12 protein-coding genes are annotated in these 13,047 nt (G+C 58.6%); 11 read left to right on the top strand and 1 reads right to left on the bottom strand.

Features of this window, described 5'->3' with window-relative positions; genetic code table 11:
- The first annotated feature begins 19 nt into the window (after positions 1-19).
- From ACVWVY_RS09690 to ACVWVY_RS09730, 9 genes are all read left to right on the top strand, one after another.
- Positions 20-487: a hypothetical protein gene (locus tag ACVWVY_RS09690; RefSeq protein ID WP_456626165.1), complete on the top strand. Its 468-nt coding sequence runs from the start codon at positions 20-22 to the stop codon at positions 485-487.
- A 9-nt stretch (positions 488-496) separates the two neighbouring features.
- A complete protein-coding gene (locus ACVWVY_RS09695) occupies positions 497-3,265 on the top strand; it encodes a DEAD/DEAH box helicase (protein WP_456626166.1) in 2,769 nt (922 codons plus the stop codon).
- 45 nt (positions 3,266-3,310) lie between these two features.
- Positions 3,311-4,459, top strand: coding sequence for a hypothetical protein (locus ACVWVY_RS09700; protein WP_456626167.1), 1,149 nt, complete (start codon positions 3,311-3,313; stop codon positions 4,457-4,459).
- A 289-nt stretch (positions 4,460-4,748) separates the two neighbouring features.
- Positions 4,749-4,916: a ribbon-helix-helix domain-containing protein gene (locus ACVWVY_RS09705; RefSeq protein ID WP_456626168.1), complete on the top strand. Its 168-nt coding sequence runs from the start codon at positions 4,749-4,751 to the stop codon at positions 4,914-4,916.
- An 82-nt stretch (positions 4,917-4,998) separates the two neighbouring features.
- Positions 4,999-5,985, top strand: coding sequence for a hypothetical protein (locus ACVWVY_RS09710; RefSeq protein WP_456626169.1), 987 nt, complete (start codon positions 4,999-5,001; stop codon positions 5,983-5,985).
- Between the two features lie 160 nt (positions 5,986-6,145).
- The gene (locus ACVWVY_RS09715; protein ID WP_456626170.1) at positions 6,146-6,616 is read left to right on the top strand and encodes a hypothetical protein; all 471 of its coding nucleotides are present in this window, start codon (positions 6,146-6,148) and stop codon (positions 6,614-6,616) included.
- A 422-nt stretch (positions 6,617-7,038) separates the two neighbouring features.
- Positions 7,039-7,224, top strand: a complete 186-nt coding sequence (locus ACVWVY_RS09720; protein WP_456626171.1) for a hypothetical protein — start codon at positions 7,039-7,041, stop codon at positions 7,222-7,224.
- Positions 7,224-7,610 (top strand): hypothetical protein, encoded by a 387-nt coding sequence (locus ACVWVY_RS09725; protein ID WP_456626172.1) that lies wholly within the window; start codon positions 7,224-7,226, stop codon positions 7,608-7,610. The genes ACVWVY_RS09720 and ACVWVY_RS09725 overlap by 1 nt, the downstream gene beginning before the upstream one ends.
- On the top strand, positions 7,607-7,885 hold the full coding sequence (locus ACVWVY_RS09730) for a hypothetical protein (RefSeq protein WP_456626173.1): 279 nt from the start codon (positions 7,607-7,609) through the stop codon (positions 7,883-7,885). Before ACVWVY_RS09725 ends, ACVWVY_RS09730 begins: the two co-directional genes overlap by 4 nt.
- Before the next feature lie 362 nt (positions 7,886-8,247).
- Here ACVWVY_RS09730 and ACVWVY_RS09735 read toward each other — a convergent pair whose 3' ends face one another.
- Complete coding sequence (locus ACVWVY_RS09735; protein ID WP_456626174.1) at positions 8,248-8,835, bottom strand: recombinase family protein; 588 nt, start codon at positions 8,833-8,835, stop codon at positions 8,248-8,250.
- A gap of 612 nt (positions 8,836-9,447) precedes the next feature.
- On the opposite strand from ACVWVY_RS09735, the gene ACVWVY_RS09740 reads away from it, so the two are divergent.
- Together ACVWVY_RS09740 and ACVWVY_RS09745 are read left to right on the top strand one after the other, a co-directional pair.
- Positions 9,448-12,594, top strand: coding sequence for a phage tail tape measure protein (locus ACVWVY_RS09740; RefSeq protein ID WP_456626175.1), 3,147 nt, complete (start codon positions 9,448-9,450; stop codon positions 12,592-12,594).
- 84 nt (positions 12,595-12,678) lie between these two features.
- Positions 12,679-13,002: a hypothetical protein gene (locus ACVWVY_RS09745; protein WP_456626176.1), complete on the top strand. Its 324-nt coding sequence runs from the start codon at positions 12,679-12,681 to the stop codon at positions 13,000-13,002.
- Positions 13,003-13,047 lie beyond the last annotated feature (45 nt).

Consider the following 13,047-nt stretch of genomic DNA (forward strand, 5'->3'; position numbering starts at 1 on the left):
GCGGCGGGGAACGAGTTGGGTGTGGGACGAAGAAGCACGCAACCAAATCTGCGCGGCAAACGAGGTCTGGAGCTTGCGTCAGTTTCTGCGCGTGGCGGGCGCACCGGGTGTGCCGCGAAGCTGGCCGGATGACCTGCCGAGCAACGGGCGTAAGACCCTTGTTGTAGCCGGACTAGACGGCAGCCTCGACCTGCTGACACCTACGGATGCAGAGTCGTGGCTGGGCGATGCGATCAAGCCGGCTGTCCTGTCATTTCAAGATGAGTACGAAGGCGACGCAGCGCTGGTGTTTTGGTTGCCTACCGGCCACAATCGCATCAAAGTTCAAGCATCCACCGACGCCGTGAGTTGGCTATGCCACACGCCTCACGGCTATCAGCTCGACTTCGGCCGCATCCTGTGGGGCGAGGCCAACGAGTACCCGCAGGAAATCCTCTTGCACCACGGTGGCAAGCCCACCGGTTTGTTCCATCTGCGGATTACTTAAAGGCGGCGCGTGACGGCAGACGTTCAGTTCCAACCCGGTGAACGCATCACCCATCACGAGTACGGTCAAGGTGTCGTACTCGACCCGGCACGCGATGGCTACCTGCGAGCTTTCTTTGGCATTGGCGAGCGTCGAGTCCCCGTGGGTTCGGTGCGGCGCGAACTCACGCGCACCGAACGAATACTCCGCGCAGTTGACGGGGGCATGGAGCGGGGGCGCAATGCTTGGCTGTCCTATGAGGCGCACGCGCTGCCTTTGATGGAAAGCGCCTCGGCGCTGACCTCGGCTAAAATTGATTTGTTGCCGCATCAGGTGGTGCTGACGCATCGGGTGGCCACCGCGTCGCCGCGGCGATATCTGATCGCCGACGAGGTGGGCTTAGGAAAGACCATCGAAACAGCGCTGATCCTGCGCGAGCTGGCGAGCCGGGGCGAACTGAACCGCGCGCTGATGGTTGTACCCGCAGGCCTCGTGAACAACTGGCACCGCGAATTGAACGAGGTTTTTAATCTTGATTTTGAGGTGTTCGGCTCTGAGGGCGATATCACGGATCGCAAAACCAATGCCTTCGCCAAGCACGACCGATTGATCGCCAGCATCGATACGTTGAAACGTCCGGCACGCATCAAGCGCCTATTGGATGCACCACGTTGGGATCTAGTGGTGTTCGACGAAGCGCATCACGTGACCGCGCACCGCACTGGCGGAAAGGTTCGCAAGACTGAGAACTATAAGCTCGCCGAGGCATTGAAGGATCATTCACGTGATCTCCTGCTGCTTTCTGCCACGCCACACCAAGGCAACCACTTCCAGTTCTGGATGCTGGTGCAACTGCTGAACCCGACTCTATTTCGTGGTCCTGAGGAAATGGTGGAAAATCGCCACCGGCTCAACACGGTTATGTTTCGGCGCACCAAGGCCGATGCCTGCCAGCCTGACGGTTCTCCGCTGTTCGCACGTCGCTGGGTTCACACCGAGTCGTTCGTGATGTCGCATGAGGAGCGGCTGTTCTACGGCAAGCTGCGAGAGTACCTGGAGGACGGCTTCGACCTTGCGCGCCGGCAAGGCAACCAAGGGCGTGCGCTAGGGTTCTTGATGGCGATCTTCCAGAAGATCGCAGCATCGAGCTTTGCTGCCGTGCGTCGCACGCTCAGACGCCGCCTGCTGATGCTGACGCTTCACGAGGCGCTGTTGCGCGACAAGGAACTGAACATCGAGGATCGCGAGCGCCTGACCGAGGAGGCGCGCGAGCTGATCCATGAGGAATTCGGTCTCCCGCGCGACAACGTGGGGCGCATCGAGGTGGATCGCGTGTTGGCCGATCTAAAATACCGGCTAGTCAAGAAGCTGGACGAAGACACACTGGAGATGGCTTCCGATCCCTACGGAAGCGAGTTTTCGGCTATGCACGCCGAAGAAGCCGCCTCAGCAGCGGTGAACCTGCATCTGCCTGAAGAGCGCTTGCGCATCGGTGACTTGCTGCGCTTGTTCCCGCCGCAGAGCGAAACCAAGATGCAGAAATTGATTGATGGGTTGGGCACGCTATGGCGACAGAATCCGCACGAGAAGATCGTAATCTTTGCAACCTATCTCGGCACCGTCGACATGATCGCCCGCGAGATCGAACAGACGTTCCCCGGTCAGGGAGTGGTAGTGTTGCGCGGTGGCGATCACGGAGCCAAGGCAGCGGCGGAACGCCGTTTCCGTCAAAAGGATGGTCCGCGTGTACTGGTTTGCACGGCGGCAGGGCGCGAGGGCATCAATTTACAGTTCGCACGTATCCTGTTCAATTTCGACCTGCCGTGGAATCCGATGGATATGGAGCAGCGCATCGGACGTATCCATCGCTACGGCCAACGCGACACGGCGCAGGTCTATAACCTCGTGCTCTCGGATACCATCGAGGGACGTATCTTCCTGCTGTTGGACGAGAAACTAACCGAGATTGCACGCACGGTCGGCAAGGTCGATGAACAAGGGAACGTGGCGGAAGACTTGCGCTCGCAGATTCTCGGGCAGTTGTCCGAGCGGTTGAACTATGACCGTCTGTATCAGGAGGCGCTTTCCGATCCCGAGCTGAAGCGCACGCAGGTAGAGCTGGAAGCAGCGCTGTCGAATTCCCGCGAAGCACGACAAGTGGTGTTCGATTTGTTCCAAGACCTCGACGGCTTCAGCCTGGACGATTACAAGCCCTTCGCTGACGTCTCTTCCGGTCTGGATCGGCTGGTACGTTTCCTCTCGGCTGCGGTCGCGGATCTCCAGCAGAGGCTGGTCAAGGTAGACGACGCGACCTACGACCTCGTCACGGCGGAAGGCACAAGCCGCGCCCGCTTCACTTTAAACCGCGAAACTGCGACGAAGCAGGACGGACTGCAACTGATGGGTTTAGATCACCCATTGGTGCAGGAAGAGCTGGGACGCTGGCGCAATTTACCGCCGGAGAGTTTGGGGATTGCGGTATCGGCTGAGATTGAAGAACCAGTCGCACTGTCACTCTGGATGGTTGAGATATCCACCGGTAATGGCGAGCGCCGTGTGATGGTGCAACCCATTGCGGTTAAGCAGGACGGAACCCGTGTCCCGGCGGTCGAAAGGCTGTGCGAAAAATACTTTCAGGCCCAGCCGGCTGAGCCAATCTTGCGACCAGAGCAGCGGTTCGACCTGTTTGCACGCGCCGTCGAGCCGACCCTGCAGCGAGAGTTAAAGCATAAGGGTTCCGCCAATGGGAACGGTAGCTATTCGGCTGAGCTGATCGGGTACGTCGAGATCATCGATTAAAGTTGTTCAACGCCGGTTCGATTACAGACCGGCCGGAGACTCTCTGTGCCCGGGTACAACCACTACGCGGACTGCACCTGCGGATGGTGCGTAAATTATGGTCGCCTGTCGTATTCCGACCGCGCGCGGCTGGTTTCCGACATGCACCGGCGCGACGCCAAAAATCTCCTGAAACGGGAGTCGGCCAGGTCGATAGCTGCCTGTTACGTCAATCCGAACGCGCGTTGTCCCGAATGTAATGCCAGCGTGTTTTTTTACGCAAACGAACACGGCAGCCGCGTGTTTTTCGATCATCTGGGGCCGCCTTGGCGCAAACATCCCTGCACAGACATCCCGAGGAGTTACGTACCCAAGGATCAATCACCGCAGCGGCGCACCCGCGGAGTCGTACAGGAGTTGATTTCGGCGGCCAACATCGTCGGCCTGTTTGACAACAAGGTTTTTGGCCGTCGAGCCCCCGACGAATGGACGGTGCTCGTCGTACTCTCGGTGGACCGCATCGGGGATGAGAACGCCGTCACGGCGGAGTATCTCGACTCTAGGGACGGAGAAACCACGACATTTGCTTGCCGCTCCGAACTACCGATCTTCGATGCGGGCGACTTCATCAACATGAGAGGGGACGAGATTTCTTTCGTACACAAGGAGGCGCTGAGGCCGATCTTCTTCCGGATTGGCGGAACGGTGACGATGCCTGACTCGCTGGCTGAAGACGCGAGGGCGCCGAAGCAGCCGCCGGGCGCGTTGCAGCTCAGACAACCTCGCCTCATCCCAGCGGGAGCCAAAAGGCTAATCGAGGACTCGCGAGGCCCGATGACCGAGGCCGAGATGATCCACTTCAATTCGGACAAAGTCGACCTGGGAAAGCTGTTCGGAAAATTGGAGCCGATCATCCGGGCCTACGCCCGCGAGCACACGCGCAAGCCCTGGGACGTCGCACGTCGCCTGAACGCCGACGGCCACCGTACGGCGAATGACGCGCCGTGGACACCACGCCTAGTGCGCTTCCTGCTTGCGTTGATGTTCAATGACCTCGGGAGCGGTAAGTCGAACAGGCCGCAAACTAAGCCCCGTGTTCCGCCGAAGCAGCAGCGCTCCGAAAGGAAGCTTCCGCCGGTCGCGATGGACGACAAAGGCGAGATCGCGAAGCGCCTATCCGGGTTCGGTAAGGTGACGGTCAGGCCGAGAAACTGAGCACACAACTCTAGGCCGGCCCAGCAATATGTCCGACGCTCGTCACACGACATCGCGCCAGAAATTAGACCGCCTTCATCGCTCGGTCCTTGACCTCGAAGCGTAGCATCAAGGTCCTGCTGTTGGGACAGTTCAAAATTTGAAATTTATCGGCCGATGCACTATATATGTCTTTACATCGCTAATTATTAGAAAAAAGGCCCCGCCCGAGGTGGGGCTTTTGTCGTCTGCCCTAAGCCGCAGCAATCCCGCTGCGGCTTTTTTGTTATTGGAAGGAACAACTATGGGAATGTTTTTCAACCCCGACAGCGCTCGCAGCTACATCGGGTTCCACCTGCCGGCTAACCAGCTCGCCGCGCTGGATCGGGCGCGTATCGGATTGCGTCTCTCCCGGTCGCAATTCATGCGGCAGATGGTGACCGCGCATCTGCAACGGCTTCAAGCCGTAGCGAACTAGCCACCGCACAACGCATCAAGGAAAAGCCCCAAGGCGTTCGCGCGCCAAGGGGCTTTGAAGCAATTCAGAAAGCACCATCTCTATGGCACAAAATGCCTCAAAAAACAAGTCTAAGTATCAACTCGATCTCCTCGATGAGAAGCGCGCCTTCGTCGTGGTCGCACTCACGGACAAGCTGAGTCTTCCTGGCAAACTGGTCGCTCTCAATGCCCTCGCACACTACAACAGCAAGCGCGGCTACTCATGGCCATCAATTCCAATTGTAGCGGAAGAGAGCGGCTATAGCCCGGCTTCCACCAAATCAATCTCCCCCGGCTTCAATGAGATTGAGAAGGTCGGCGCATTCAACGTCGTCCGCAATCCGGCCAGCAAGGGAAGCAAGAAATCGTCTACTTATCGCTGCCGCCCGATCATGCCGTGGTTCCGTGATGAATATGAACGACTCCGGCAGATCGGAAAAATTGAAGAGGACGCTGACCCCTTTGCGGATATCCGGTCGGATAACGACAACGATATGAGACAGGGTTCACAACCCGGTCAGGGTGAGAGGCAGGGTTCACAGCCCCGTCATAAAGGGTCCACAACCCGGTCTGACGGGGTTATTAACCCGGTCACACAGGGTTATAAACCCGAGGAAGAGAACAGAACTAATAGAACAGATAGAAACGAACAAACCCAAGCAGACTTCTCCGCTCCGCGTTGGGAGGGACCGGTTCATGGTGATGTTGACGGTGGTGGTGATGAAGCCCGGGCCGGTCAAGACGCTCAGGGACGACGTGTCGCTGGCTGGCCGAACGATTGGATGGACACGTTCTGGGAAGCCTGCCCCAAGCAGGAAGGGAGGCCCGCGACCTACAGGCTGCTCGATAAGATCAGGAAGAAAGGTCAGGTCTCGTTTGACGATATCCTCGGCGGGATGAAAGCATACGCTCGCACGGTCAAGGGAAAGGAAGACCAGTTCATCAAGAAACCGGCGAACTTCATCCGGGAAGAAATGTGGAACGACGCGGCCTCGTTCAAACCCCACAAGCCGGCGAAACCCAAGATGATGAGGAACATGGCGATCTAGCCGCCAGCCCCATCTCACGCCCGCCGATCAAGCCTTCAGGTGGCGGCGGAAGGATCCTGTGGCCGGTGGCAGACCCCAAGCCGCCGGTCACTCCCCCTGTCCATCCACCACCATCATTCCGGTGCTGCGCCCTTAGAGCGCCGCCGGCCGAAAGCGTTACATGACCACGACCACCACCACCCGTACCACCAAGACCACCAGCCGCCGCCGCACACCTGCCGCCGAGTATCAGCGGGCAGACCGGGAGCGCCTCGCGACATTCGCTCGTACCATCAGCGTCTCGCAATCAACTCTGCGGCGTGACGCATGCGGCGACTGGATCCTCTCCGGACCAGCCGGCCACGTATCGAGTGACGGGGCCAGCTTCTACGTCTACCTCGCCTGGGCCTCCGTCCGGGGATGGAGCAATGCCAAACGCCGGTTTGCGTATCTCGCCGTGACGCAGGATGGAGATGAGGAAGGCGTATTTAGGATTGACCGGCCGCTGTCACCGGCTCAGGCCACGGACCTTCGCAATGCGCTCCTCTTGAGGAAGGTGACGCCGCTGTCGCAGGACCGTAGGAAGAATCTGTCCACCATCGGCCGTAGAACGAAATTTGCACGGCAGAAACAGGGGGGTCTCAGCGCCTAGCATTCGCTATTTTGAGTGCCCCGCTAGGGTGGTAGCTCTCCAACCTCGGACGCATAGAAGCGCTCCTAGAGACGTTTTGCTCGTTGCCGCCACGCCACACAGGAAACCAAAGATGGCATGATAGTCGTCATAAGGTATGATGGTCGTCATTTCTCATGCAGGAAGTGGGGGCTGCCGCTTGCCCATCTGCGCATCGCTGTAAAAGGGGCATTTCCTATTTCCATTGGAGGACCAAAGTACCCCAAGCTACAATTGACAAATGAGGGGGACTCGTATAAGGAATAGCTCAGAATGGCAGCAGATGTCATCCATACAGGCCCCCATGTGGGGCCTGTCTCATTTCTCACTCAGTCTCACCCGGCCAGACCCGCTGACCGCCTGAAAATGGCGCAGCGGGTTTTCTCATATGTGGAAAGCCCCTCATGAAACAAGCCTTCAACACTGACGAATTGATCGCCAGTCCTATGACGCACCTAACGCTGCTGGTTCCGAGAATCCTGCTTGACCGGATCGACCAAGCCGCAGCTATCGACGATCCCAGTTCGCCAAACCGATCAAGCTGGATGCGCCGCGCTCTGATCGGTCAACTCCGACGTGAGGCCGCGTGATGACCGACCACCTCGAAACCCTGATCCTGTCCGAAGCGAACCGGCTAGACATTCAGCCAAATGCGGATGCCATGCGGAAAGCGGCCATCGATCTCGCCGGCAGCGTCATGACCAGCGATGGACTGATCTCGATTCCCGGCCTCGGCAGCATCAGCGCAGGCGATTTCGTTCGCAGTCTGCATGGCCAGATGCCGGAAGCCTTTCAAGCCCTCGACGCCAAATCGCCGGCCGCCAGATCGACCGGAAACCTGACGCGCGACATGAAGGCGGAAATCGCAGCCAACCGCCGCCAGCGAGCGTTACCCAGTGATTGGCTGGCCGTCCGCTCGAAAGCCACAGGAACCACGGCCCAGCACTTGGCCGAACGTGAAAGGAATTGGAAATGAGACCTGGAATTATCGCTCGCCAAAGCGCAGCAAGACTGAAAGCGGAACAGTATTCGGTTGGGGAGGGCGTTCGTGCCGCTCGCGGCGTTGCCCTCCAGTTGTTCGATCTCCGCAGACGGCAAGGCGATGCCGACCAGCGAGTCAATGAAGCCAAGGCAAAGCTTGAGGCCGTTGACGTGGCAGCGCTGGAAGCTGAATTCACTGCCGCGCTTGAGCAACAGGTTTCGATTGCTCAGGATCTAAAAGCCCTGGAAGCGGCGACGTTGGCAGCGTGACGGCAACCGGTTAGTTTTGGGCGGCCGTAGCGGCTTTTCACTCCCGGGGGCCGCCGTCCCTATCCCGAGGAGCGGAGAGACGATGATGAGACTCGTGATTCTGCTCGGATTGGTGGCTCTTGTCGTCGCTTCTCCGGCCCTCGCCGGCCCTGGCCGTTACTGCCAGCCGATCAATGGCCGCGATCAGATCGTCAAGACCGGGCAAACGTGTCCGGTCGGGTATCTGTCGTCAGGATCCTGCTGCATCGCACTTCATTCCGACTCGCCCAGGGCATTTGCCAGACTTCCCGGTCGATCGTGTCCGCCTGGATCGTTCGTCAGTTCCAGCGACTATTGCGTCAGCCTGCAGTGACCGGCCCTAACTAGGCGTTGGCGTTCACGACGCGCTGCACCGTTCCAGTCCCCACGCCAACAGCGCTGGCGATCTTGAGAATGCCCATGCCGGTTGCTCGCAGGTCGCGGATACGATTTTCCATGTCCGCACCAACCGAGGGACGGCCAAGCTTCACGTTTTTCTCCCTGGCCCTCGCTAAGCCAGCGTTGACGCGCTCGCGGATGATGCCGCGCTCAAACTCGGCGAACACTCCCAGCATCTGGAACATAGCTTTGCCGGCCGTGGTGGATGTATCGAGACCTTGCTGATGCAAGTACAAATCGACGCCGCGTTCATGTAGCGACTGGAGGACGGCTAACAGGTCTGTCAGTGACCGGCCGATACGATCCACCGACCATGCCGCTACCATATCGAAGTCTTTGCGGTTCACGCCGTTTAGCATGGCATCAAGGCCGGGCCGCTTGTCACGTCCCTTTGCTCCACTGATTCCAGCATCTTCGAACGTCGCCACAACGTTCCAGCCCAACCGACCAGCAACGGCCTCAAGTTCTCGGCGCTGGTTGGCGGTCGTCTGCTTGTCGGTGGAGACCCTGAGGTAGAGAGCAACGCGTTTCATTATGGAACCCCTGCTTGAGACAGGTGCAACCATTGATCATATCTATACAGAAATCAACTGTTTTTCGTATAAGCATCCGGTGAAAATCGAGCCATTGGAATCGTTGTAGAATTTCGAGTGGTCGCAGGATGGGGTTTCTGTATAGGGCTTGGCCTCGCCTTCGCTCTGTCTGAGCCGGTCGCCATCGCCGGACCCCTATCATCCGGTTCGCTTCCAGCGTTCCGCTACCTCAGGGCATTCGTCCCCGCAGTCCTCACGCTTCCGTCGCTGCGCTCTCACTCCCGGGCCACGCCAGCGCACGTCAGGCAGGGAGAAAGATTTCCCCCGTGAAATCGAGGGGAGAGGGAAAGGCGAGTTTTTTATAGACACAACCGTGGCGTGTTGTAGCCACCCCGAGTCTTTTTACCGCCCCATCTATTTTCATTTCCGACCCCCGGCCTCGCGGAAGTACCCGCCCCCGCTTTCCGACCCCCACCCCTCGAAAGATCGGGCGGCACATTCAGATCCGTTTTCTCAGCGCAATTTCCAAAAGACGATTTACCGCCGGCCCATTCCCCGGCCATCCGCAATCCACCGCGCGCTGTCGCAGCGTGCCAACAACACATGGAAATCATGTCCGACAATAACTTGAGCGTCCGCGCAAAGATCAGCGCGAGCAATGAAGCGAGCCCGGCAATCCGTCGCGTTATCGCCGATATCGAAAAACTGAAGGCGGTCTCCAAAAGCTTTGGCGCATCGTTTGGCAACGTCGGCAGGACCGGCATGGAGTCGATGAGCGGATTTAGCCGCACGGCTCAGAATGCGGCAAACCAGATGCAAGGCCTTGCCAATACCAGCAAATCGGCCGCCCGCAGTTACGCCGACGACTGGCGACGGGCGACGGAACACCGGCTCAGCGAAAGCCGCAGGATGTACGCTTCTCTTGAGCGCATGGAATCTCAATATCAGCGTCGCCTTGAACGCCAGATGGTCACCGAACGCCGGGCGTCCGGTGCAGGCCGATCAGGTAGCGGCCGGATTCCTGCGCCGAGTGTCCGCTCAATGGTGATCGGCGGTGCTGTTGCAGGTGCCGGCGTTGCCAGCGCCATTCGGAAGCGGATCGAAGTGCAGGCGTCCGAAGTTAGGGCATCGATGTTCGGAGAACTGTCCAAGGCTGAGGTTGGAGCACTCCGCAAGGACTTTGCTGACCGTGCCGGTATCAAATATGGCGTCGGCACCAGCAAGGTCATCGATACGGCGGTGGAAGGATTGAAGGCCGGTATCGCCAAGCAATTCGCTGGCGAGTTCTCTGATCTCGCATTGAAGGCTCAGGCCGGTCTCGACGTTAACCCGCAAGAGGTTGGCAAGCTGTTGGGCCGCCTCTCGACCCAGATGCCGTGGAGCAAAGACCGCTTCAGCAAAATCCTGAACTCGGTTGCGGTCGCTAACAACGCCACCGCAGCGGATGGAAACGAAATCATCGAAGCGATGCGGCGCAGTCTGTCGGCGCTCGTAACAACCAAGATGACTCCGGAACAGCTCGCGGCGCTCGACTCCACCGGCATTTCGCTTGGCGTCCAGCCCTTCAAGATGGGCACGTTCGCAAGCTTCCTGACCAGTCAAATTGCTGGTGCGGATTCCGCCACTGGCAGGCAGGGGAGTGACCTTTCGTCTGCCGCGAATGCCCTTGGCTTTGGTGGCCGCAGTGCCATGGCGAAAGCGATGCGCGAGCGGCCGATGGAAGCCATTCAACAGATCCTAGACAATCTCGCCAAGATGCCTGAGAAGCTGCGGACGAAAGTCGCGAAGCAGATCGGCGGTCGCGAATGGATGGACGAACTTCTGACCTTGGTTCTCGGCCGCGACAAGCTGAAGGATGTCCTGAAGGATATCGAAAACAGGCCGGGATTCCTGGACAAAACTGCCCTTCAGAAAATTCGGTCCATGCAAGGCCGCTGGGCGTCTATCGTCGCGGCGTTCGGTCTCGTTTGGGAAAAGGCCGGCGGTGGATTTGAGAAGATTTTCGATCAGGTCTCCGACGCCTTTATCAACATCGCAGGCCGGTTCAATTTCGACACGATCAAGGATCACGTTGACGCGCTAATCGATGGCCTACGCGAAGGCTTCGGGTTGAAAGATTGGAGCGAGGCGGTCAAGTCGCTTGCCGACAATTTCGACGCCGGCACCATCGCGAAGTGGCGGGATTTCGGTAAGGGCTTCGCTGAAGGCATCCGCGACTTTGCCAGCGGATTGAAAACAGCGTTCTCTGCACTCGGTTTCCTCGCCGGGAAAAATCCAGCGAACGCGCAGGAGATGGGCAACCTCGTTGCGCAGTTGAGCGGCCTAGCCGTCGCTCTCGCGGTACTGGCGCCAACCATATCCGTTCTGGCCGCGCTCACCGTTGGCCTAAATGGTCTTGGCATTACGCTCGGCTTAATCGGTGGCATGCCGGCCGCTGTTGCACTTCTCAGCATGTTCGCTGCCAGAAATCAGGATGTTGGTGTCGCAGATGACAAAATCCGCAGGAAGGACCCCAAGACCGGCAGGCGCGAGTCGTATTCGGATTGGCAGGATCGTATCGCAACGCGGAAACGACTCCGTAACTACAGCACGCCATCGGGCGCTGATCCGATGTTCACTCCGACCAACTACACCGGATCTACAGACTTCTCTGGCCGGCGACGCAACTCCGACCTGTCCGAGAACTTCAACAAGTTCGCCGGCAAGATCGAACGCGCGGCCTTCATGTCAGGCGGCAATGGTGGTGGCGTTCAATACGCCGCACTCGGTGGCGGATCAGGCAGAGGCATCAGCGACAGCGGTGGTGGTCGCAAATTCATCGGCGGCGTTCCCGCCATCATCACCAACACACCGGGCACGGCTCTGCCGGGTCTCAATCGCTTGGGCGGCAACGGCATCATTCGACGGGACCGCATTCCGACCTTTCCGGGAGCCGGTGGAATTGTCGATCCGAAAAACGTTCCATCGTTCAATGGTCGCGGCGGTTCAGTGGCGGACGCTACCGGCTCCGGGCTTTCGGGCAACGCCTTCCTTGCTGCCCGCCGTGCTCGGCTCAAAAAGGAACTGGATGAAAATCCAGAACTGAAGGAACAACTGGCCGCTGTCATCGATCTGGAAAATCCAGGTGCAGGAACAGCGGTTGCAGAGTCGCTCTTCAATCGATCGGACATGAATGGCACCACGGTCCAAAGCGGACTCGGACTGAACAACCGTAACCGTAGTTTCTATGGTCCGGTTCGCAGGGGTCAGGATATCGCTAGACTACGCGAGTTGAGACGCAACCCGGCCAAGATGGCTGCTCGCATGCGGCAGATTGATGAAGCCCTAGCTGGCAGCAATCAGATCAAGGGTCATACGGATCAGGGTAGCGCGGGTGATCCGAACTACGTGTCCGGTGGAACGGGCGTCAGCATCAACCGCGAACGGTTCAACGATTGGGGTGCGGGCAAGTGGAATGGGCTTCGGGGACACGCGGCCTCTCGGGCTTACAGAGAATGGCAGCAAAGGAACGTGGGGTCGTCGGGCAATGCGCCCGTTGTCAGCAACGTCCCTTCACCGGCTGATACCGTCCAGAACGTGCCCTCTCCAATCCGTGGTGACGCGTCACTCGGTTTGCAAGGCAGCGGTGGCGGTGGTCCCGTCAGCATCAATATCAACGGCGGAAGCCATGATCCGGAAAGTCTGGCAGTGCTGGTTCAACGTCGCATCAACGAAGAAATGAACTGGCGAACTCACGATACCAGCAGCGAGTACACCTGACCCAAGGACTGAGATCGCAACAACCAAGAGGCCCTGCCCATTCGCGGCGGGGCCTTTTCTTTTTTCGAACTGACTCGGATGCAAATGGCAAAGCAAATCAAGATCAGCAACAATCAGAAATCACCCAGGAAGGAAGCCCCAAGAATGATCCGAGAACACCGTGGTTACGCCATCGAATACAGCAATGGAAAATATATTGCCCGGCCGACCGATGGCGATGATTTGGAGATTTTTTCCAACTGCCTGCCTCGCCTCCTGTTCATGATCGATGCACTTTGGGATGGACTCGCACAGGTGCCGGCCATCGCTCCCGATGAGATCGCGGGACCGCGCGTTGTCCGCGAATGGCTGGCAAGCCCCACCAGCGTCATCGACGTTGACGATGCCTACCGTCGCGGCGCGTGCTAAGGCACACGATCAAATCACCGAAAATTAAAAGTTTAACTACGCCCC

Source organism: Bradyrhizobium sp. URHC0002, assembly GCF_054059515.1.

What these genes read in the sequence shown, in the direction of transcription:
- ACVWVY_RS09725 (WP_456626172.1), top strand. Translation starts at nt 7,224, where the DNA reads ATGACCGACCACCTCGAAACCCTGATCCTGTCCGAAGCGAACCGGCTA.
- ACVWVY_RS09720 (WP_456626171.1), top strand. Translation starts at nt 7,039, where the DNA reads ATGAAACAAGCCTTCAACACTGACGAATTGATCGCCAGTCCTATGACG.
- ACVWVY_RS09735 (WP_456626174.1), bottom strand. Translation starts at nt 8,835, where the DNA reads ATGAAACGCGTTGCTCTCTACCTCAGGGTCTCCACCGACAAGCAGACG.
- ACVWVY_RS09705 (WP_456626168.1), top strand. Translation starts at nt 4,749, where the DNA reads ATGTTTTTCAACCCCGACAGCGCTCGCAGCTACATCGGGTTCCACCTG.
- ACVWVY_RS09715 (WP_456626170.1), top strand. Translation starts at nt 6,146, where the DNA reads ATGACCACGACCACCACCACCCGTACCACCAAGACCACCAGCCGCCGC.
- ACVWVY_RS09710 (WP_456626169.1), top strand. Translation starts at nt 4,999, where the DNA reads ATGGCACAAAATGCCTCAAAAAACAAGTCTAAGTATCAACTCGATCTC.
- ACVWVY_RS09740 (WP_456626175.1), top strand. Translation starts at nt 9,448, where the DNA reads ATGTCCGACAATAACTTGAGCGTCCGCGCAAAGATCAGCGCGAGCAAT.
- ACVWVY_RS09730 (WP_456626173.1), top strand. Translation starts at nt 7,607, where the DNA reads ATGAGACCTGGAATTATCGCTCGCCAAAGCGCAGCAAGACTGAAAGCG.
- ACVWVY_RS09745 (WP_456626176.1), top strand. Translation starts at nt 12,679, where the DNA reads ATGGCAAAGCAAATCAAGATCAGCAACAATCAGAAATCACCCAGGAAG.